Here is a 19518-nt window from a genome sequence, read left to right on the forward strand (position 1 = left end):
TCCTTGTGAATATCAGGCGCGGGGGCGCGGTCAGCTCTTGGTGGAGAAACGATAGCCGGTTCCGCGGACCGTCTGCACCAGGTTCTCGTAGACCTCGCCCAGGGCCTTGCGCAGGCGGCGGATGTGCACGTCGACGGTGCGCTCCTCCACGTAGACGTTGCCGCCCCACACCTGGTCCAGCAACTGGCCGCGGGTGTAGGCGCGCTCCTGGTGGGTCATGAAGAACTGCAGCAGGCGGTACTCGGTGGGGCCCATCTCGGCCGGCTTGCCGTCGATGGTGACGCGGTGGCTGATGGGGTCGAGCAGCAGGCCGCCGACCTCGATCGGCGTCTCGCTGTCGCCGGCGCCGGTGCGACGCAGCACGGCCTTCAGGCGGGCCACCAGCTCGCGCGGCGAGAAGGGCTTGGTGATGTAGTCGTCGGCGCCGACTTCCAGGCCCTGGATCTTGTTGTCCTCCTCGCCCTTGGCGGTGAGCATGATGATCGGGATGCCCTGGGTCATCTCGTCGCGCTTCAGGCGCCGCGCCAGCTCGATGCCGGAGGTGCCCGGCAGCATCCAGTCGAGCAGGATCAGGTCCGGCTTGCGGTCGACGATGGTGGCGTGGGCCTGCTGGGCGTTCTCCGCCTCCAGGCATTCGTAGCCGGCCATCTCCAGGGCCACGGCGATCATCTCGCGGATCGGCGCTTCGTCGTCAACGATGAGGATTGTCTTGCCAACCATGGTCTTGCCTCGGGAATTCTGTACTGCGCCGCATTAGATAACGGAATTATTACAGCGATGTGACGCGGGCATGTTAGCCGAGGCAGGCGCCCGGCGGGGAACGGGGCGCTCTACTATGCTGTCGTGACCGCCCTGTTCCGGGCGGCCCCATGCGCGCCACCGGGGCCGTTGTGACGGCCTGCCCGACCTGCCGCCGTTCCCGCCGCGCCTTCCTTGCGAGTCCTACCTCAGAAGAGGAGATTCACGATGAACTGCAAACACCTGGCGCTGGCCCTGGGCCTGGCGCTGCCGGCCCTGGCCGCGCAGGCGGCGGAACCGGCGATGACCAAGAACGGCATGCTGGTCGATGCCAAGGGCATGACGCTGTACACCTTCGACAAGGACAGCGGCGGCAAGTCGGTGTGCAACGACAAGTGCGCGCAGAACTGGCCGCCCCTGGCCGCCGAGACCGGCGCCATGGCCAGCGGCGACTGGAGCGTGATCACCCGCGACGACGGCACCCAACAGTGGGCCTACAAGGGCAAGCCGCTGTACACCTTCGTCCAGGACAAGGCCGCGGGCGAAGCGAAGGGCGACGGCAAGATGAACGCCTGGCACATCGCCAAGCCGTGATACGGAGGGGATCCGTGTAGGAGCGGGCCCTGCCCGCGATTCGCGCGCAGGGCGCGCTCCTACAGGAAGCCGTTTCTTGCCCGTAGGGTAGGCGCCCGGATCAGCGCAGCGCGTAATCCACCACGGTGCCGACGAAGATCGCCAGGCCCGCCCAGTGGTTGTGCAGGAAGGCCTTGAAGCAGGCCTGCGGGTCGCGGTCGCGGGTGGAGTGGAATTCCCAGGCGAAGCAGCCGGCGGCCACCGCCAGGCCGGCGTAGAACCACAGGCCCATGTGCAGCTTGCCGGCGGCCAGCACCAGCAGCAGGAGCATCAGGCCCTGCAGCGTCAGGTTGATCACCCGGTCGGCGTCGCCGAAGAGGATGGCGGTGGATTTCACCCCGATCTTCAGGTCGTCCTCGCGGTCGGTCATGGCGTAGTAGGTGTCGTAGGCCACCGTCCATAGCACGTTGGCGAAGAACAGCAGCCAGGCCGCGGCCGGCAGCGTGCCGCTGGCGGCGGTGAAGGCCATGGGGATGCCCCAGGAGAAGGCTGCGCCCAGCACCACCTGCGGGTAGTAGGTGTAGCGCTTCATGAAGGGGTAGAGCGCGGCGATGGCGGCGCCGCCGAAGGACAGCCAGATGGTCTGCTCGTTGGTGCACAGCACCAGCACGAAACTGCTGGCCAGCAGGGCGAAGAAGGCGATCCAGGCCTCGCTCACGCTGATCTTGCCGGTGGCCAGGGGCCGCGCCTTGGTGCGCGCCACGTGGCCGTCGAAGTCGCGGTCGGCGAAGTCGTTGATCACGCAGCCGGCGGCGCGCATCAGCACGGTGCCGAGGACGAAGATCACCAGGTTCTTCAGGCTGGGCAGGCCGCCGCTGGCCATCCACAGCGCCCACAGCGTCGGCCACAGCAGCAGGTAGATGCCGATGGGCTTGTCCATGCGCGTCAGCAGGATGAAGTCCCAGGCGCGGGGGTGCAGGCGGGCGAGGGGTTTGATCAGGGCGGCGAACATGGCGGGCTCCGGCGGTCGACCGGAGGGATTATACGGCCTCGACTCCGGCTGCGCGCCACAGGCGCGGCAGGAACACCTCGGCCACCAGCACGCCCAGGCGCTCGCGGCGGAAGCACGAGCGGCGGCCCCAGAGCAGCGCGCGGCGCACCTCCAGGGGCAGGAAGGGCGCGGGGTACAGGCACACCTCGATGACGTCGCGGCGGAAGGCGCTGTCGCTGAACAGCAGCTCGCCCAGGGAGCGGCTGCCGAGCTGCGCCAGGTCGAAGCCCGAGGCCTCCAGGGCCGAGCGGGGCGCCACGCTGCGGGCGAAGACCCACGGCTGGCCGTGGCCGCGCAGGTAGACCTCGCGCACCCAGCCCTGGCTGTGGCTGGGCACGCCCAGCGCCGTGCATTCGTCGTCGCGCAGCACCTGCCAGCCCTCGGCCAGCGGTTCGACGCTGAAGGCGCCTTCGGCGAGGGCGGTGAGGCGGCGGGTCAGGGAGCCCTGGTCGAACAGCCAGTCGTGCACGGCGGGCTCGACGTTGGCCGGCAACTGGTCTTCGTTGAGCCAGTTCGGCAGAGGTACGGAAAGGTCGGACACGGGAATTCAACGCTGACGTAGGACCGCCGCAGGGTACCACGGAACGCCGATCGTTAGCCTGCGACCTATCGCCCCGAGCGCCGCCCGCGGCTCATTCCCAGCCCTGCAGGCGCATGGTGGCGCGGACCAGGCGCTGCTCCTCCTGCTCGATCTCGCGCAGGTTGTCGCGGATGCTGTGGATATGTTCGCGGGCGGCGCGCTGGGCCTGGTCCGGCAGGCGCTCGGCGATGGCGTTGTACAGGCGCGTGTGCTGGCGGTCGATCTGCCGCTTCTGCACCGGCCGGTGGTAGAGGTTGTTCACCGAGGCGAACACGGTGCTGAGCATCAGTTCGCTGAGCGACTGCAGGGTGTGCACCAGCACCGGGTTGTGCGAGGCCTCGCTGATGGCGCGGTGGAAGGCGTGGTCGCGGCGGGCGTGTTCGCGCGGGTCCGGCGGCGGCGTCTCGCTCTGCGCCAGGAGCATTTCCTCGTAGCGGCGCTTGAGCAGGATCAGGTCGGCATCGGTGGCGCGCAGCGCGGCCAGGCGCGCGGATTCGCCCTCCAGCAGGGCGCGCACTTCCAGCAGGTCGTAGAGGGTGCGCGGCTGCGAGGCGAACAGGTGCATCAGCGGCGTGGCGTCGTTGGCCCGGCTGAGGTCGGCGACGAAGGAGCCGCGGCCCTGCTCGGTGTCGATGATGCCGCGCCCGCGGAGGATGCGCAGGCCCTCGCGCAGCGCCGAGCGCGAGCAGCCGAGCTTGTCCACCAGGCGCCGCTCCGAGGGCAGCGCCTGGCCGACCTTGAGCACGCCGTCGACGATCAGCCGCTCGATGCGCTCGGCCACCTGGTCGGCCACCCGCGCGCGGGTGGCCGTGCTTTCGCCTTCCATTCGTCCTCCAACTGGTCCTACCAGTTCGAATATCTGGCGCCACTGTAGAACACCCGGAGCGCTTTGATAAGGCCGCTGAGCGGCATCTTGACCGAAAGTCCAAGGGCTAAACTGGTAGGACCAGTTCTGCGGCAACTGGACGCAGCCCCGCCCGGCGGTCCAGTCTGCGCCGACCTGAGACCCGTCAGTCCAGCAGCCGCCCGGCCCGCCGGGCGGCGCCACCCATAAGAAAAACCACCGTGTGAGACCCAATGAACATCCTCTACGATGAGCGCCTCGACGGCGCACTGCCGAAGGTGGACAAGGCCGCGCTGCTCGCCGAACTGCGCGCCGCGCTGCCGGACCTGGAGATCCTCCACGAGGCCGAGGACCTGCGCCCCTACGAGTGCGACGGCCTCTCCGCCTACCGCAGCACGCCGATGCTGGTGGTGCTGCCCGAACACGTCGAGCAGGTGCAGAGCCTGCTGCGCCTGTGCCACCGCATGCAGGTGCCGGTGGTCGCCCGCGGCGCCGGCACCGGGCTGTCCGGCGGCGCGCTGCCGCTGGAGCAGGGCGTGCTGCTGGTGATGGCGCGCTTCAAGCGCATTCTCGAAGTGAACCCCGAAGGCCGCTATGCCCGCGTGCAGCCCGGCGTGCGCAACCTGGCCATCTCCCTGGCCGCCGCGCCCCACGGCCTGTACTACGCGCCGGACCCGTCGTCGCAGATCGCCTGTTCCATCGGCGGCAACGTCGCCGAGAACGCCGGCGGCGTGCACTGCCTGAAGTACGGGCTGACCGTGCACAACCTGCTCAAGGTGGAAATCATCACCGTCGACGGCGAGCGCCTGACCCTCGGCTCCGACGCCCTCGACAGCCCCGGCTTCGACCTGCTGGCGCTGTTCACCGGCTCCGAAGGCATGCTCGGCGTGGTGGTCGAGGTGACCGTCAAGCTGCTGCCCAAGCCGCAGGTGGCCAAGGTACTGATGGCCAGCTTCGACGACGTCGAGAAGGCCGGCCGCGCGGTGGGCGACATCATCGCCGAGGGCATCATCCCCGGCGGCCTGGAGATGATGGACAACCTGTCGATCCGCGCCGCCGAGGACTTCATCCACGCCGGCTACCCGGTGGACGCCGCGGCCATCCTGCTGTGCGAGCTGGACGGCGTAGAGTCCGACGTGCACGAGGACTGCGAGCGCGTCGACGCCGTGCTGCGCAAGGCCGGCGCCACCGACGTGCGCCTGGCCCGCGACGAGGAGGAACGCGCCAAGTTCTGGGCCGGGCGCAAGAACGCCTTCCCGGCGGTGGGGCGCATCTCCCCGGACTACTACTGCATGGACGGCACCATCCCGCGCCGCGAGCTGCCGCGGGTGCTCAACGGCATCGCCGAGCTGTCCGACGAGTACGGCCTGCGCGTGGCCAACGTGTTCCACGCCGGCGACGGCAACATGCACCCGCTGATCCTCTTCGATGCCAACGTCCCCGGCGAACTGGAACGCGCCGAGGCCCTCGGCGGGAAGATCCTCGAACTCTGCGTGGCGGTGGGCGGCAGCATCACCGGCGAGCACGGCGTGGGCCGCGAGAAGATCAACCAGATGTGCGCCCAGTTCAACAGCGACGAGCTGACCCTGTTCCACGCGGTGAAGGCCGCCTTCGACCCGCAGGGCCTGCTCAACCCGGGCAAGAACATCCCGACCCTGCACCGCTGCGCCGAATTCGGCGCCATGCACATCCACCACGGCCAGCTGCCGTTCCCGGAACTGGAGCGCTTCTGATGGACAAACAGCACTTCGACCCCCGGGCTGGCCACGACCGCAGCGCCGAGCTGCTCGAACAGGTGCGCCAGGCCCTGGCGGAAAAGACCGCCCTGGCCATCCGCGGCGGCTCCAGCAAGGCCTTCCTCGGCCGTTGGGTGGAGGCCCGCCCGCTGGACGTCGCCGGGCACACCGGCATCGTCTCCTACGACCCCACCGAACTGGTGATCACCGCCCGCGCCGGCACCCCGCTGCGCGAGCTGAACGCCGCGCTGGACAGCGCCGGGCAGATGCTCGCCTGCGAGGCGCCCTGTTTCACCGAGAACGCCACGGTCGGCGGCATGCTCGCCGCCGGGCTGTCCGGCCCGCGCCGACCCTGGGCTGGCGCGGTGCGCGACTTCGTCCTCGGCACCCGGCTGATCAGTGGCCTGGGCACCCACCTGCGCTTCGGCGGCGAGGTGATGAAGAACGTCGCCGGCTACGACCTGTCGCGCCTGCTGGCCGGCAGCTTCGGTTGCCTGGGCGTGATCACCGAGGCCTCGTTCAAGGTCCTGCCCAAGCCACGCTGCCGCATCAGCCTGCGCCAGGCCATCCCGCTGGAGCGCGCCCTGCTGCGCCTCGGCGAGTGGGGCCAGCAGCCGCTGCCGCTGAGCGCCGCCGCCCATGACGGCGAGCACCTGTACCTGCGCTTCGAAGGCAACGAAGGTTCGGTTCGCGCCGCCTGCGACCGCATCGGCGGCGACGCCCTGGACGACGCCTGGTGGGACGACCTGCGCGAGCAGCGCCTGGACTTCTTCCGCGACCCGCGGCCGCTCTGGCGCCTGTCGCTGCCGGCGCTCAGCGCGCCGCTGGCGCTGCCCGGCGAGCAGCTACTGGACTGGGGCGGCGCGCAGCGCTGGCTGAAGTCCGAGGCCAGCGCCACGGAAATCCGCCAGGCCGTTAGCGCCGTCGGCGGCCACGCCAGCTGCTTCACTCCCGGCCATGTCGACGAGCCGCTGCATCCGCTGCCGGCGCCCCTGTTCAAGCTGCACCGCTCGCTGAAGCGCCAGCTCGACCCGCAGGGCATCTTCAACCCCGGGCGCATGTACGCCGACTTCTGACGCGGATAGACCTATGCAGACCAACCTGAGCGAAGCGGCCAAACGCCTGGCCCACGCCGAGGAAGCCGAACGCATCCTGCGCAGCTGCGTGCACTGCGGCTTCTGCAACGCCACCTGCCCGACCTACCAGGAGCTGGGCGACGAACTGGACGGCCCGCGCGGGCGCATCTACCTGATCAAGCAGTTCCTCGAACAGGACCAGGTCAGCGAGAAGACCCAGGAACACCTGGACCGCTGCCTGACCTGCCGCAACTGCGAAACCACCTGCCCCTCCGGCGTGGAGTACCACAAGCTGCTGGACATCGGCCGCGCCGCCATCGAAGTGCGCGTGCCGCGCCCGCTGGGCGAGCGCCTGCTGCGCGGCGGCCTGCGCGCCATAGTGCCGCGCCCGGCGCTGTTCAAGGCGCTGGTGAACACCGGCGAGGCGCTGCGGCCGATCCTTCCGGTGGCCCTGCGCAGCCACCTGCCGCGGGCCATCGCCCCGGCCGGCGTGCGCCCGGCCCAGCGCCACAAGCGCCGCGTGCTGATGCTCGAAGGCTGCGTGCAGCCGGCGCTGTCGCCCAACACCAACTCGGCCACCGCGCGGGTGCTGGACCGCCTCGGCATCAGCATCACCGCGGCGGCCCAGGCCGGCTGCTGCGGCGCCGTGGACTACCACCTCAACGCCCAGGACACCGGCCTGGAGCGCGCCCGGCGCAACATCGACGCCTGGTGGCCGGCCATCGAGAACGGCGCCGAGGCTATCGTGCAGACGGCCAGCGGCTGCGGCGCCTTCGTCAAGGAATACGGCTACCTGCTGCGCGACGACCCGCAGTACGCGGCCAAGGCCAGGCGCGTCAGCGAGCTGGCCAAGGACCTGGTGGAAGTGATCCGCGCCGAACCGTTGGAAAGCCTCGGCCTGAACTGCGACCAGACCCTCGCCTTCCACTGCCCCTGCACCCTGCAGCACGCGCAGAAGCTCGGCGGCGCCGTCGAGGCGGTGCTCAAGCGCCTGGGCTTCAACCTCACCGCGGTGCCCGACAGCCACCTCTGCTGCGGCTCGGCCGGCACCTATTCACTGACCCAGCCGGAGCTCTCGCACAAGCTGCGCGACAACAAGCTGGACGCCCTGGAAAGCGGTCGGCCCGACCTGATCGCTACCGCCAACATCGGCTGCCAGACCCACCTCGACGGCGCCGGGCGCACCCCCGTCCGGCACTGGATCGAACTGGTCGACCACGCCCTCAGCACCGGAAACTGACGCCATGCAAAGCAAAGCCGTACTCACCCAGCAAGAAGTCACCCGCATCCTCGCCGCCGCCCGCGCCGAGGCCCAGGCCAACCAATGGGCGGTGGCCATCGTAGTGGTGGACGATGGCGGCCACCCGCTGGCCCTGGAGCGCCTGGATGGCTGCGCGCCGGTCGGCGCCTACATCGCCACCGAGAAGGCCCGCAGCGCCGCCCTGGGCCGCCGCGAAACGCGCCTGTACGAAGAAATGATCAACAACGGTCGCACCGCCTTCCTCTCCGCCCCCGTGCTGCAAGGCACCCTGGAAGGCGGCGTGCCGGTCATCCATGACGGCCAGGTGATCGGCGCGGTGGGTGTCTCCGGCGTGCAGGCCGCGCAGGATGCCCAGGTGGCCAAGGCCGGCGTGGCCGCGCTCTAAGCACTCGACGAAACACAGGAGAACCTTGCGATGACCCAACGAATCACCCGCCAGCGCCTACAGGTCGCCGACGTGCTGCAACGCTTCATTGAGGAAGAAGCCCTGCCGGGCACCGGCGTGCAGGCCGAGGCCTTCTGGAAGGGCTTCGACGCCCTGGTCCACGAGCTGGCGCCGAAGAACCGCGCACTGCTCGCCGAGCGCGACCGCCTGCAGACCGAGCTGGACAACTGGCACCGCGCCCACCCGGGCCCGATCCAGGACATGCCGGCCTACCGCGCCTTCCTCGAATCCATCGGCTACCTGCTGTCGGCGCCGGCCTCGGTGCAGGCCACGACCGCCAACGTCGACAGCGAGATCACCCAGCAGGCTGGACCGCAGCTGGTGGTGCCGGTGATGAACGCCCGCTACGCGCTGAACGCCGCCAACGCCCGCTGGGGCTCGCTGTACGACGCGCTCTACGGCACCGACGCCATCAGCGAGGACGACGGCGCCGAGAAGGGCAAGGGCTACAACCCGCGCCGCGGCGAGAAGGTCATCGCCTTCGCCCGCGCCTTCCTCGACCAGGCCGCGCCGCTGGCCCAGGGCAGCCACGCCGACGCCAGCGCCTACCGTATCGAGCAGGGCCAGCTGCGCGTGACCCTGGAGGACGGCAGCGTCAGCGGCCTGGCCGAGCCGGCGAAATTCGTCGGCTACCAGGGCGAGCCGCTGTCGCCCAAGGCCGTGCTGCTGAAGAACAACGGCCTGCACTTCGAGATCCAGATCGACCCCACCAGCCCCATCGGCCAGACCGACGCGGCCGGGGTGAAGGACGTGCTGGTCGAGGCCGCGCTGAGCACCATCCTCGACTGCGAGGACTCGGTGACCGCGGTGGATGCCGAGGACAAGACCCTGGTCTACCGCAACCTGCTCGGCCTGATGAAGGGCGACCTCAGCGAAGCGGTGGAGAAGGGTGGCCAGAGCTTCGTCCGGCGCATGAGCCCGGACCGCCAGTACACCGCCGCCGACGGCTCCAGCCTGACCCTGCACGGCCGCTCGCTGCTGTTCATCCGCAACGTCGGCCACCTGATGACCACCCCGGCGATCCTCGACGAGAGCGGCGCGGAAATCCCCGAGGGCATCATGGACGCGGTGCTCACCGGCCTGGTCGCCATCCACGACCTGCAGCGCAAGGGCAACTCGCGCACCGGCAGCGTCTACATCGTCAAGCCGAAGATGCACGGCCCCGCCGAAGTGGCCTTCGCCGACGAGCTGTTCGGCCGCGTCGAGGACGTCCTCGGCCTGCCGCGCCACACCCTGAAGATGGGCATCATGGACGAGGAGCGGCGCACCAGCGTCAACCTCCAGGCCTGCATCGGCGCCGCCGCGGCGCGGGTGGTGTTCATCAACACCGGCTTCCTCGACCGCACCGGCGACGAGATGCACAGCGCCATGGAGGCCGGCCCGATGCTGCGCAAGGGCGACATGAAGGGCACCAAGTGGATCGCCGCCTACGAGCGCAACAACGTGCTGGTCGGCCTGGCCTGCGGCCTGCGCGGCCGGGCGCAGATCGGCAAGGGCATGTGGGCCATGCCGGACCTGATGGCGGCCATGCTGGAACAGAAGATCGGCCACCCGAAATCCGGCGCCACCACCGCCTGGGTGCCGTCGCCCACCGCCGCCACCCTGCACGCGCTGCACTATCACCAGGTGGACGTGCAGGCGGTACAGGGCGAGCTGCAGAAGGTCGACCTGGCCAGCGTGCGCGACGAACTGCTCGACGACCTGCTGACGATTCCAGTGGCCGCGTCCGCCGACTGGAGCGCCGAGGCGCGCCAGGAAGAGCTGGACAACAACTGCCAGGGCATTCTCGGCTACGTGGTGCGTTGGGTCGAACAGGGCGTCGGCTGCTCCAAGGTGCCGGACATCCATGACGTCGGCCTGATGGAAGACCGCGCAACGCTGCGCATCTCCAGCCAGCACATCGCCAACTGGCTGCACCACGGCGTGGTCGGCGAGGCCCAGGTGCGCGAGACCCTGGAGCGCATGGCCAAGGTGGTCGACCAGCAGAACGCGGGGGATCCGGCCTACCGCCCGATGGCCGCGGACTACCAGGGCTCGGCGGCCTTCCAGGCGGCCAGCGACCTGGTGTTCAAGGGGCGCGAGCAGCCCAGCGGCTATACCGAGCCGCTGCTGCATGCCTGGCGCTTGCGGTACAAGGCGCAGCACTGAGTTCGCCCCTGGGTGTAGGAGCGAGCTTGCTCGCGAACGGTGCTCACCTGAGGCTTCGGTGTCCTGCTGTGACTCCGCTCCCTCTCCCTAACCCTCTCCCTGAAGGGAGAGGGGACCGTTCGGCGTGCTTGGATGCTCTGGAGTCAGCCGGCAACACCGAAGGCTTCCATTTGAAACCTTCTTTCTCTCGGCACGGACCAGCCCCCTCTCCCGCTTGCGGGAGAGGGTTGGGGAGAGGGGCTCTTCACGCTCTTGCCTGTAGCCTGCCGCCTGCCGCCGCCCTAATGCACACCCAGCCGGCAGAACACCATTCGCGAGCAAGCCCGCTCCTACGAAAAGCCAACCCCCACCCCCGCACCACCCATCTTTGGTTGGCCCCCAACGCCCGCCCAACCGCCCGATGGCGTCTTGGCGCACGCCGGGAATTGCGTTAGCGTGCGGCCGCAACCGTGGTAACCCGCCCGAGGGGTAGACAATGAAAAAGTGGCAATGCGTAGTCTGCGGACTCATCTATGACGAATCCCAAGGCTGGCCGGAAGAAGGCATCGCAGCGGGCACCCGCTGGGAAGACGTGCCCGAGGACTGGCTGTGCCCGGACTGCGGCGTCGGCAAGCTGGACTTCGAGATGATCGAAATCGGCTGAGCCGTCCCGGCATCCCTGCGAGCGGCGGCCAGTGGCCGCCGTTTTCGTGTCCGGCCCCGTGCTTGAGCGCTTCGCGCGCTTGGCCGGGCTGCCGCCGGGCGCCGGCAACCCTGCCCTTGGCGGGGGGCGGAAAAGTGCGCTAGGTTGCCCTGGCAACCCGCAGGAGGTTCGACGATGCGCAAATGGCAATGCGTGGTCTGTGGCTTCATCTACGACGAGGCCCTCGGCCTGCCCGAGGAGGGCATCGCCCCCGGCACCCGCTGGGAAGACATTCCCGCCGACTGGGTCTGCCCCGACTGCGGCGTGGGCAAGATCGACTTCGAGATGATCGAGATCGCCTGACGACCCCCGCGAAACCCTGAATTCCACCGAGCCGGCCAACGCCGCTCGGTCCCGTTCGATGTGGAGAACCCAATGAGCGAGAACGCACCGCTGGTGATCATCGGCACCGGCCTGGCCGGCTACAACCTGGCGCGCGAATGGCGCAAGCTGGACGCGCAAAGCCCGCTGCTGCTGATCACCGCCGACGACGGCCGCTCCTATTCCAAGCCGATGCTCTCCACCGGCTTCTCCAAGAACAAGGACGCCGACGGCCTGGCCATGGCCGAGCCCGGCGCCATGGCCGAGCAGTTGAAGGCGCGCATCCTCACCCACACCCGCGTCACCGGCATCGACCCGGGGCACAAGCGCATCTGGATCGGCGAGGAGCAGGTCGAGTACCGCGACCTGGTGCTGGCCTGGGGCGCCGAGACGATCCGCGTGCCGGTGCAGGGCGACGCCCTGGACGCCATCTTCCCGATCAACGACCTGGAGGACTACGCGCGCTTCCGCGCCGCGGCTGCCGGCAAGCGCCGCGTGCTGCTGCTGGGCGCCGGCCTGATCGGTTGCGAGTTCGCCAACGACCTGTCTGCCGGCGGCTACCAGGTCGACGTGGTCGCTCCTTGCGAGCAGGTCATGCCCGGCCTGCTGCACCCCGCCGCCGCGGCGGCCGTGCAGGCCGGCCTGGAAGGCCTGGGCGTACGCTTCCACCTGGGTCCGGTGCTCAACCGCCTGGAGCGCGCCGGCGAGAGCCTGGAGGCGCACCTGTCGGATGGCCAGGCGATCCCCTGCGACCTGGTGGTCTCGGCCGTCGGCCTGCGCCCGCGCATCGACCTGGCCGCCGAGGCGGGCCTGGAGGTCAACCGCGGCGTGGTGGTGAACCGCGAGCTGCGCACCTCCCACGCCAACATCTACGCCCTGGGCGATTGCGCCGAGGTCGACGGTCTCAACCTGCTGTACGTGATGCCGCTGATGAGCTGCGCCCGCGCCCTGGCCCAGACCCTGGCGGGCAAGCCGACAGCAGTGTCCTACGGCCCCATGCCGGTCACCGTGAAGACCCCGGTGTGCCCGCTGGTGGTCTCGCCGCCGCCCCGCGGCAGCGATGGCCAATGGCTCGTGGAAGGCTCTGGCGCGGACCTCAAGGTGCTATGCCGGGATACCGCCGGTCGCTTGCTCGGCTACGCCCTGACCGGCGCGGCAGTCAGCGAAAAACTCTCGCTGAACAAGGAGTTGCCGGCACTTCTGGCTTGAAAGTCCTTGGTTATGGCGCTTCTGTCGTGGGAATGTATCCGCAAATTGTCAGACGATACTGGCGTACCAGCCTGCGGCGTGCCATCCTCCCCCCGTCTGCCGCAGCCTAGAGCCTGTAGGGCCTGGGCCGCGGTGCCTTAGGCGCTGTTGGGAAGACAGCACGGACACAAAAACAACAAACCGTCAAAGAGGCATCTATGCGTAAACCAGAACTCGCCGCCGCGATCGCCGAGAAGGCCGACCTCACCAAAGAACAAGCCAACAAGGTGCTGAACGCGCTGCTGGATGAGATCACCGGCGCGCTGAACCGCAAAGACAGCGTCACCCTCGTTGGTTTTGGCACCTTCATCCAGCGCCACCGCGGCGCCCGCACCGGCAAGAACCCGCAGACCGGCCAGCCGGTGAAGATCAAGGCCAGCAACACCGTTGCCTTCAAGCCGGGCAAGGCCCTGAAGGACGCCGTCAACTAAGGCTGTTCCCAGCCCCGGAGCCAGAGCGGCTCCGGGCTACTCCCGCCGTTACATTTCCCTTCGAAAGTACGGATGTAGTCCTTTCGGCTAATCGCTACAATGCGCAGTCATTTGTCTCGAACGCCGAGGTCTGTGCATGAAATTCCGTCTTCTGTTGTGGTTCCTCGGCCGTATGATGGCCAAGTCCTCGCGCGACAACCCGGCCTTCCGCCAGCAGCTCGAGGGCAAGGACCTGGTGTTCCAGCTGCACAGCCTGGACGGCAAGGTCGCCCGCCACTACATCGTCCGCGACCAACGCGTCAGCGCCCGCCGCGGCGTGCACCCGCAGCCGGCCTTCGCCATCGGCTTCCGCGACAGCGCCTACGGCTTCGCCACCCTCACCTCGAAGAACCCGCAACTGGCCTTCATGCAGGGCATCCAGAGCAAGGACATCCAGATCCAGGGCAACCCGGCGCTGGTGATCTGGTTCCAGGGCCTGGTGAAGTACCTCAAGCCGAAGAAGAAGGCGAAGGCCGCGGCCAAGGCGGTGGAGAAGGAAGCGGCCTGAGGCTGCCCTTGTCCGCTCCTACCGTTCACCGCGGGGCACGGCATTCCTCATGTAGGAGCGCGCCCTGCGCGCGAAATCGCGGGCAGGGCCCGCTTACAGTTCGCTGGGATGCACGGCATTCCCCCTGTAGGAGCGGACCTTGTCCGCGATAGCCGGACATATCGGCACGATTCGCGGATGAGATCCGCTCCTACGCTGCGCCACCCGCGGCATTCCCCTGTAGGAGCAACTGTCTTGCCGGCTACGCCAAGGCGCTTTTCGTAGGATGGGTTGAGCCTTGGCGAAACCCATGCGGTCGTGGCGATGGGTATCGCTTCGCTCAACGCCATCCTACGGGTCTTGTGTTTGCCGGAGGGCGCGCTTCTACAGGTCTGTCCGCAGCCAGATCAGTGCGGGCTGTTCATCTGCGAAGCCAGCTCGCGTAGCACGGCTTCGGCGTCCAGTACCTTGCGCACCGCGTCCTCGGCCCTTTCCCGGGGGATGTCCAGGCGGTCGAGCAGGGCTTGCGGCACGCCCTGCTGCGGGCCGCTGCCGATGCCGTTCTGGCGCAGCAGGCGGGTGGCCAGGCAGACCAGGTTGGCGTAGGCGGCGTTGGGGCCGGCGTAGTCCGGGTCGTGCTGGAAGCGCAGCGCGGTGTAGATCTCCTCGGGCATGTCCCAGGCGCGCATCAGCCAGGCGCCGATCTGCTCGCGGGTGATACCCAGCAGGTGCTGCTCGACGAGGTTGTGCGGCACGTGCGGGTTGACCTCCAGGTGGCGGCAGATCAGCGAGAAGTGCGGCGGGAAGATGTGCGCCAGGACCAGGTAGCCGATGCTGTGCAGCAGCCCGCCGAGGTAGGTCAGGCCGGCCTCCGGGCGCTCGGCGCGGGGCACTGCGCGGGTCAGGCCCTCGATCACCGCGGCGGTGTAGATCGCCTGCTGCCAGTAGGGCGTGGCGTGCTGCGGCTGGTCCTTGGGCAGGCTCAGGGTCTTGCCCAGGGCCAGGCCGAGGGCCAGGTTGATCACCAGGTCGAAGCCCAGCACGCGGACGATGGCGTCTTCCACCGAGCGGATCTTGCCGGGCGCGGCGTAGTAGGGCGAGGCGGCCCAGCTGACCACCTGGGCGGCCAGCGCCGGGTCGGTCTCGACCACGCCGGTGATGTCGTCCACGGTGGCGTTGGGGTCCACCCGCAGCTTGATGATCTTCTGCGCGGTCTTGGGCAGCGGCGGGATCTCTATGGTCTCTTCCAGGCGCTGCTGGATGCGCCGCGCGGTGAAGGCCTGCACCGCCTGGGTGATCTCGGCGCGATCGTCGTTGGGGCGGTCGAGGTTCGGCCGGATCTGCTCCAGGGGCACGCCGAAGCGCGCCGCGCTGGCCTTCTCCAGCACCTGGCGGAAGTCGCCGGTGGCGATCTCCAGCAGGGTGCCGGGGTTGCCGGATTCGATCAGCAGCTGCGGCTCCTGCAGCAGGCGCTCGTCGTACAGGCAGGGCGAGCTGGTCAGCGGCGGCAGCGCCGGCAGGCGGCTGAGCTGGTGCTTGCCGAGCATGCGCTCCAGGCGCTCCGGCTTGATCGCCAGCAGCTTGCGCCCGGTCAGCTCGGTCAGGCGGTTGAGGTCCAGCAGCTGGTTCTGCGGGAAGAGCACCAGCAGGGTGCCCACCGAGTCTTCCAGCAGGCTCGCCTGCACGCGGCGGGCGCTGGGCAGCTGGTCGTCGTCGGGCAGTTCGCGGCAGGGCACGCCGAGGCGGCCGAGCAGCTGGAGGATGACCGATGGGGCGGGGAGGGCTTCGGCGAGTGCGGCTTCGCTCATGGGCTTTGTGATCCGGTTAGCAACTGCAGCCGGGAGTATACCCAGCGGCTATTCGTGACTGGCCAGTCATCCGACCGGTGAAGTTGAAGCAGGTCACACTTGACCGTATTGCTGGCCATGTCGGAGCCAACGCTCCAGCAGCGGGCCGACGTGCTGCGGCCAGCGCGCCAGCAGGGCCTGGGCGGCGTCGCGCACCGCCGGCAGCAGGTCGGCGTCGCGCATCAGGTCTGCGACCTTGAACTGTAGCAGACCGGTCTGCCGCGTCCCGAGCATCTCGCCGGGGCCGCGCAGCTCCAGGTCGCGCTCGGCGATGACGAAGCCGTCGCAGGTTTCGCGCATGATCGCCAGGCGCTCGCGGCCGATCTGCGACAGCGGCGGGTGGTAGAGCAGCACGCAGTGGCTCGCCGCGCTGCCGCGGCCGACGCGCCCGCGCAACTGGTGCAGCTGGGCCAGGCCGAGGCGCTCGGGGTTCTCGATGATCATCAGGCTGGCGTTGGGCACGTCCACGCCGACCTCGATCACCGTGGTCGCCACCAGCAGTTGCAGCAAGCCTTCCTTGAAGGCCTCCATCACCGTGGCCTTTTCCGCCGGCTTCATGCGCCCGTGGATCAGGCCCACGCGCAGCTCGCCCAGGGCCGAGGCGAGCTCCTCGTAGGTGGTCTCGGCGGCCTGGCAGGTGAGTTCTTCGGATTCTTCGATCAGCGTGCACACCCAGTAGGCCTGGCGGCCTTCGCGGCAGGCGGCGCGGACGCGCTCGATCACTTCGATGCGGCGGCTGTCGGCGACCAGCACGGTGTTCACCGGCGTGCGCCCGGGCGGCAGCTCGTCGAGGATCGAGGTGTCCAGGTCGGCGTAGGCGCTCATCGCCAGGGTCCGCGGGATGGGCGTGGCGGTCATGATCAGCTGGTGCGGGCAGAGCCGGCCGTCGACGCCCTTCTGGCGCAGGGCCAGGCGCTGCTGCACGCCGAAGCGGTGCTGCTCGTCGATGATCACCAGGGCCAGGCGCTTGAACTTCACCTCGTCTTGGAACAGCGCGTGGGTGCCGACCACCATGGGCACGCCGGCGGCGATCTGCTCCAGCGCGGCGGCGCGCGCCTTGCCCTTGAGCTTGCCGGCCAGCCAGGCGACCTCGATGCCCAGCGGCTGCATCCACTTGCTGAAGTTGAGGTAGTGCTGTTCGGCGAGGATTTCCGTGGGCGCCATCAGCGCCACCTGGTAGCCGGCCTCCAGGGCCTGCAGCGCGGCCAGGGCGGCGACCACTGTCTTGCCGGCGCCGACGTCGCCCTGCACCAGGCGCAGCATGGGTTCGGGCTGCGCCAGGTCGTAGGCGATCTCCGCGCCCACGCGCTGCTGCGCGCCGGTGGGGGCGAAGCCGAGGGTGGCCAGGAAGCGCTGCGGCAGTTTCTTCGCCGGCGGCAGCTCGGGCGCGTGCTGGGCGCGCAGGCTTTCGCGCAGGCGCTGCAGCGACAGCTGGTGCGTCAGCAGTTCCTCGAAGGCCAGGCGGTGCTGGGCCCAGTGGCGACCCTCGGCGAGTTCTTCGAGGTTGGCGTCCGGCGGCGGCCGGTGCAGGTAACGGATGGCTTCGTCGAGGGGCGCCAGGCGGTAGTCACGGGCCAGCTCCTCGGGCAGCCAGTCCGGCAGGCTGTTCGGCCCCAGGCGCGCCAGGGCCTGCTGGCTGAGGGTGCGCAGGCGCTGCTGGGTGAGGCCTTCGGTGGTCGGGTAGATGGGCGTGAGGGTCTGCTCCACCGGAGCCGGCGCGGCGTCGTTCAGCGCGCGGTACTCGGGGTGGTAGATCTCCAGGCCCGAGGCGCCGGGGCGGGCCTCGCCGTAGCAGCGCAGGTGGGTGCCGCGCTTGAGGCCTTCCTTCTGCGCCTGGCTGAAGTGGTAGAAGCGCAGGCTCAGGGTGCCGCTGCCGTCCTGCAGGCGCACCAGCAGGCTGCGGCGCTTGCCCATGACCACGTCGGCGCCGGACACCACGCCCTCGACCACCGCGTCCTGGCCCGGGCGCAGCGCGCCTATGGGGGTGACGCGGGTGCGGTCCTGGTAGCGCAGCGGCAGGTGGAAGAGGATGTCCTGGAGATTTTCCAGACCCACCCGCGCCAGCTTTTCCTCCAGCGCGGCGCCGACGCCCTTGAGCGCCGTGACCGGGACGTTGGCCAGCTCGGTCATGCCGGTTGGGCGTCGCCCTTGGCGGTCGGCCGGGCCACCGAGCACAGGCGGATGGAATCGGCCAGCACCTCGATGGCGCGCGGCCGCGGGAAGCTGGCGCGCCAGGCGATGGCCACGGTGCGCAGCGGCGCCGGCGGGGTGAACGGGCGGATCTCGATCACCCCGGGAGCGTAGTGGTGGCTGTCCACCGCCGAGAACGGCAGCACCGACACGCCCAGGCCGGAGGCGACCATGTGGCGGATGGTCTCCAGCGAGCTGGATTCCACGGTGGTGTGGCGGTTCTCCTCGCCCCGGCGGGTGGTCGGGCAGGCTTCCAGCACCTGGTCGCGGAAGCAGTGGCCCTCGCCGAGCAGCAGCAGGCTCTTGTCGTTGAGCATCTCGGCGTCGATGGTCTGCCGGGCGGTCCAGGGGTGGTCGGCCGGCATCAGCACGTAGAAGGGCTCGTCGAACAGCGGCAGGGTGAGGACGTCGGCCTCCTGGAACGGCAGGGCGATGATGATCGCGTCCAGCTCGCCGGTGCGCAGCTTGTCGCGCAGGATGTGGGTGAAGTTCTCTTCGATGTACAGCGGCATCTGCGGCGCCACCCGGTGCAGCTGCGGGATCAGGTGCGGGAACAGGTAGGGGCCGATGGTGTAGATGGCGCCGACCTTCAGCGGCGAGGTCAGCTGGTTCTTGCCGGCCTGGGCCAGCTCGCGGATGCCCTGGGCCTGCTCCAGCACCTTCTGCGCCTGGGCCACGATGCCTTCGCCCACCGGGGTCAGGCGCACCGCGCTCTTGCTGCGCTCGAAGATCAGCACGCCGAGCTCGTCCTCCAGCTTCTTCACGCCGACCGACAGGGTCGGCTGGCTGACGTGGCAGCGCTCGGCGGCGCGGCCGAAATGCTGCTCCTGGGCGAGCGTGACGATGTAGCGCAGTTCGGTGAGGGTCATGGCGACTAATCCGTTGAGTTGGGCCAAGCATAGCGGCTGCGCGGTTGCGAACCAACCGCGCTAAACTCCGGGGCCCTGTCTTTAGGAGGCGAAGATGCCTGCGAATGTTCTGATCGCCGGTTGCGGCGACGTCGGCAGCCGCCTCGGCCGCCAGTTGGCCGCCGAGGGTTGGCGCGTGTACGGGCTGCGCCGCGATGCCGCCGCACTGCCCGCGGGCATCCTGCCGGTGGCCGGCGACCTGGGCTGCGCCGAGTGCCCGCCGGCCTGGCCCGAAGGCGAACTGGACTATGTGGTTTACGCCGCCGCCGCGACCCAGCACGACGAGGCCGGCTACCGCGCCGCCTACGTCGAGGGCCTGCGCCACTGCCTGGGCTGGCTGCAGCAGCGCGGGCAGCGGCCCCGGCGTGTGCTGTTCGTCTCCAGTAGCGGCGTCTACGCCCAGGCGGACGGCGAGTGGATCGACGAGACCTCGCCTGCCGAGGCCCGGCAGTATTCCGGGCGGATCATGCTCGACGCCGAGCGCGTGGCGCTGGACAGTGGCATCCCCGCTACCGTGGTGCGCCTGACCGGCATCTACGGCCCCGGCCGCGAGTGGCTGCTCAAGCAGGTGCGCGAAGGCTACCGGGTGGCCGTCGAGCCGCCGCTGTACGCCAACCGCATCCACGCCGAGGACGCCGCCGGGCTGCTGGCCTGCCTGCTGCGCGCCGATGCCGAGGGCAAGCCGCTGGAAGACTGCTATATCGGCGTGGACGATGCGCCCGCGCCGCTGGCCGAGGTGGTGGATTACCTGCGCGGGCTCATGGGTGTCAGCCACTGGGCGGACGAGCAGAGCGTGCGCCGCACCGGCAGCAAGCGCTGCAGCAACGCCCGCGCCAGGGCGCTGGGCTGGGTGCCGCGCTACCCCAGCTACCGCGAGGGCTACGCCGCCATCCTCGCCGGGCGCGAGGACTGA

General features: G+C 69.5%; 19 protein-coding genes. 12 read left to right on the forward strand and 7 right to left on the reverse strand.

The features are described from left to right. Positions 1-30: 30 nt before the first annotated feature. On the reverse strand, positions 31-720 hold the full coding sequence (phoB, locus tag PM1_RS00080) for a phosphate regulon transcriptional regulator PhoB (RefSeq protein ID WP_009614187.1): 690 nt from the start codon (positions 718-720) through the stop codon (positions 31-33). Between the two features lie 246 nt (positions 721-966). Between phoB and PM1_RS00085 the strand changes: the two genes are divergently transcribed. Beyond that, positions 967-1332, forward strand: coding sequence for a COG4315 family predicted lipoprotein (locus PM1_RS00085; protein WP_009614185.1), 366 nt, complete (start codon positions 967-969; stop codon positions 1330-1332). A gap of 100 nt (positions 1333-1432) precedes the next feature. On the opposite strand, the gene ubiA is transcribed toward PM1_RS00085, so the two are convergent. The 3 genes from ubiA to glcC all read right to left on the reverse strand — a co-directional run bounded on the left by ubiA (position 1433) and on the right by glcC (position 3768). After that, a complete protein-coding gene (ubiA, locus tag PM1_RS00090) occupies positions 1433-2323 on the reverse strand; it encodes a 4-hydroxybenzoate octaprenyltransferase (RefSeq protein ID WP_009614183.1) in 891 nt (296 codons plus the stop codon). 28 nt (positions 2324-2351) lie between these two features. Beyond that, positions 2352-2909 (reverse strand): chorismate lyase, encoded by a 558-nt coding sequence (locus PM1_RS00095; protein WP_024128089.1) that lies wholly within the window; start codon positions 2907-2909, stop codon positions 2352-2354. An 85-nt stretch (positions 2910-2994) separates the two neighbouring features. Continuing rightward, positions 2995-3768, reverse strand: coding sequence for a transcriptional regulator GlcC (gene glcC, locus PM1_RS00100; RefSeq protein WP_009614181.1), 774 nt, complete (start codon positions 3766-3768; stop codon positions 2995-2997). 251 nt (positions 3769-4019) lie between these two features. Here glcC and glcD point away from each other — a divergent pair, with 251 nt between their 5' ends. The 10 genes from glcD (at position 4020) to PM1_RS00150 (ending at position 13681) form a co-directional block, all read left to right on the forward strand. Further along, positions 4020-5519 (forward strand): glycolate oxidase subunit GlcD, encoded by a 1500-nt coding sequence (gene glcD / locus PM1_RS00105; protein WP_009614179.1) that lies wholly within the window; start codon positions 4020-4022, stop codon positions 5517-5519. Further along, a complete protein-coding gene (glcE, locus tag PM1_RS00110; protein WP_009614177.1) occupies positions 5519-6598 on the forward strand; it encodes a glycolate oxidase subunit GlcE in 1080 nt (359 codons plus the stop codon). Before glcD ends, glcE begins: the two co-directional genes overlap by 1 nt. Before the next feature lie 13 nt (positions 6599-6611). Next, on the forward strand, positions 6612-7838 hold the full coding sequence (glcF, locus tag PM1_RS00115; protein WP_009614176.1) for a glycolate oxidase subunit GlcF: 1227 nt from the start codon (positions 6612-6614) through the stop codon (positions 7836-7838). Positions 7839-7842: 4 nt separating this feature from the next. Further along, on the forward strand, positions 7843-8244 hold the full coding sequence (locus PM1_RS00120; protein WP_009614175.1) for a heme-binding protein: 402 nt from the start codon (positions 7843-7845) through the stop codon (positions 8242-8244). A gap of 30 nt (positions 8245-8274) precedes the next feature. Further along, entirely contained in the window at positions 8275-10452 is a 2178-nt protein-coding gene (locus PM1_RS00125; protein WP_009614174.1) for a malate synthase G, read from the forward strand. A 475-nt stretch (positions 10453-10927) separates the two neighbouring features. Beyond that, positions 10928-11095 (forward strand): rubredoxin, encoded by a 168-nt coding sequence (locus PM1_RS00130; RefSeq protein ID WP_009614173.1) that lies wholly within the window; start codon positions 10928-10930, stop codon positions 11093-11095. A gap of 174 nt (positions 11096-11269) precedes the next feature. Then, on the forward strand, positions 11270-11437 hold the full coding sequence (locus tag PM1_RS00135) for a rubredoxin (protein WP_009614171.1): 168 nt from the start codon (positions 11270-11272) through the stop codon (positions 11435-11437). 72 nt (positions 11438-11509) lie between these two features. Then, positions 11510-12664: an NAD(P)/FAD-dependent oxidoreductase gene (locus tag PM1_RS00140; protein WP_009614169.1), complete on the forward strand. Its 1155-nt coding sequence runs from the start codon at positions 11510-11512 to the stop codon at positions 12662-12664. A 197-nt stretch (positions 12665-12861) separates the two neighbouring features. Continuing rightward, a complete protein-coding gene (locus PM1_RS00145) occupies positions 12862-13134 on the forward strand; it encodes an HU family DNA-binding protein (protein WP_009614168.1) in 273 nt (90 codons plus the stop codon). Between the two features lie 136 nt (positions 13135-13270). After that, positions 13271-13681 carry a Superfamily II DNA and RNA helicase gene (locus PM1_RS00150; protein WP_009614166.1) on the forward strand — a complete coding sequence of 137 codons (411 nt, stop codon included), beginning with the start codon at positions 13271-13273 and terminating at the stop codon, positions 13679-13681. A 386-nt stretch (positions 13682-14067) separates the two neighbouring features. Here PM1_RS00150 and PM1_RS00155 read toward each other — a convergent pair whose 3' ends face one another. The 3 genes from PM1_RS00155 to PM1_RS00165 form a co-directional block, all read right to left on the reverse strand. Next, positions 14068-15468, reverse strand: coding sequence for an aminoacyl-tRNA deacylase and HDOD domain-containing protein (locus PM1_RS00155; RefSeq protein WP_009614164.1), 1401 nt, complete (start codon positions 15466-15468; stop codon positions 14068-14070). A 93-nt stretch (positions 15469-15561) separates the two neighbouring features. Then, positions 15562-17637: an ATP-dependent DNA helicase RecG gene (gene recG / locus PM1_RS00160; protein ID WP_009614161.1), complete on the reverse strand. Its 2076-nt coding sequence runs from the start codon at positions 17635-17637 to the stop codon at positions 15562-15564. Beyond that, the gene (locus tag PM1_RS00165) at positions 17634-18566 is read right to left on the reverse strand and encodes a hydrogen peroxide-inducible genes activator (RefSeq protein WP_009614159.1); all 933 of its coding nucleotides are present in this window, start codon (positions 18564-18566) and stop codon (positions 17634-17636) included. Before PM1_RS00165 ends, recG begins: the two co-directional genes overlap by 4 nt. 94 nt (positions 18567-18660) lie before the next feature. Between PM1_RS00165 and PM1_RS00170 the strand changes: the two genes are divergently transcribed. Further along, positions 18661-19518, forward strand: coding sequence for an NAD-dependent epimerase/dehydratase family protein (locus PM1_RS00170; RefSeq protein ID WP_009614157.1), 858 nt, complete (start codon positions 18661-18663; stop codon positions 19516-19518).

The organism is Pseudomonas sp. M1 (assembly GCF_022760135.1).
GTDB classification, from domain to species: domain Bacteria; phylum Pseudomonadota; class Gammaproteobacteria; order Pseudomonadales; family Pseudomonadaceae; genus Pseudomonas; species Pseudomonas citronellolis.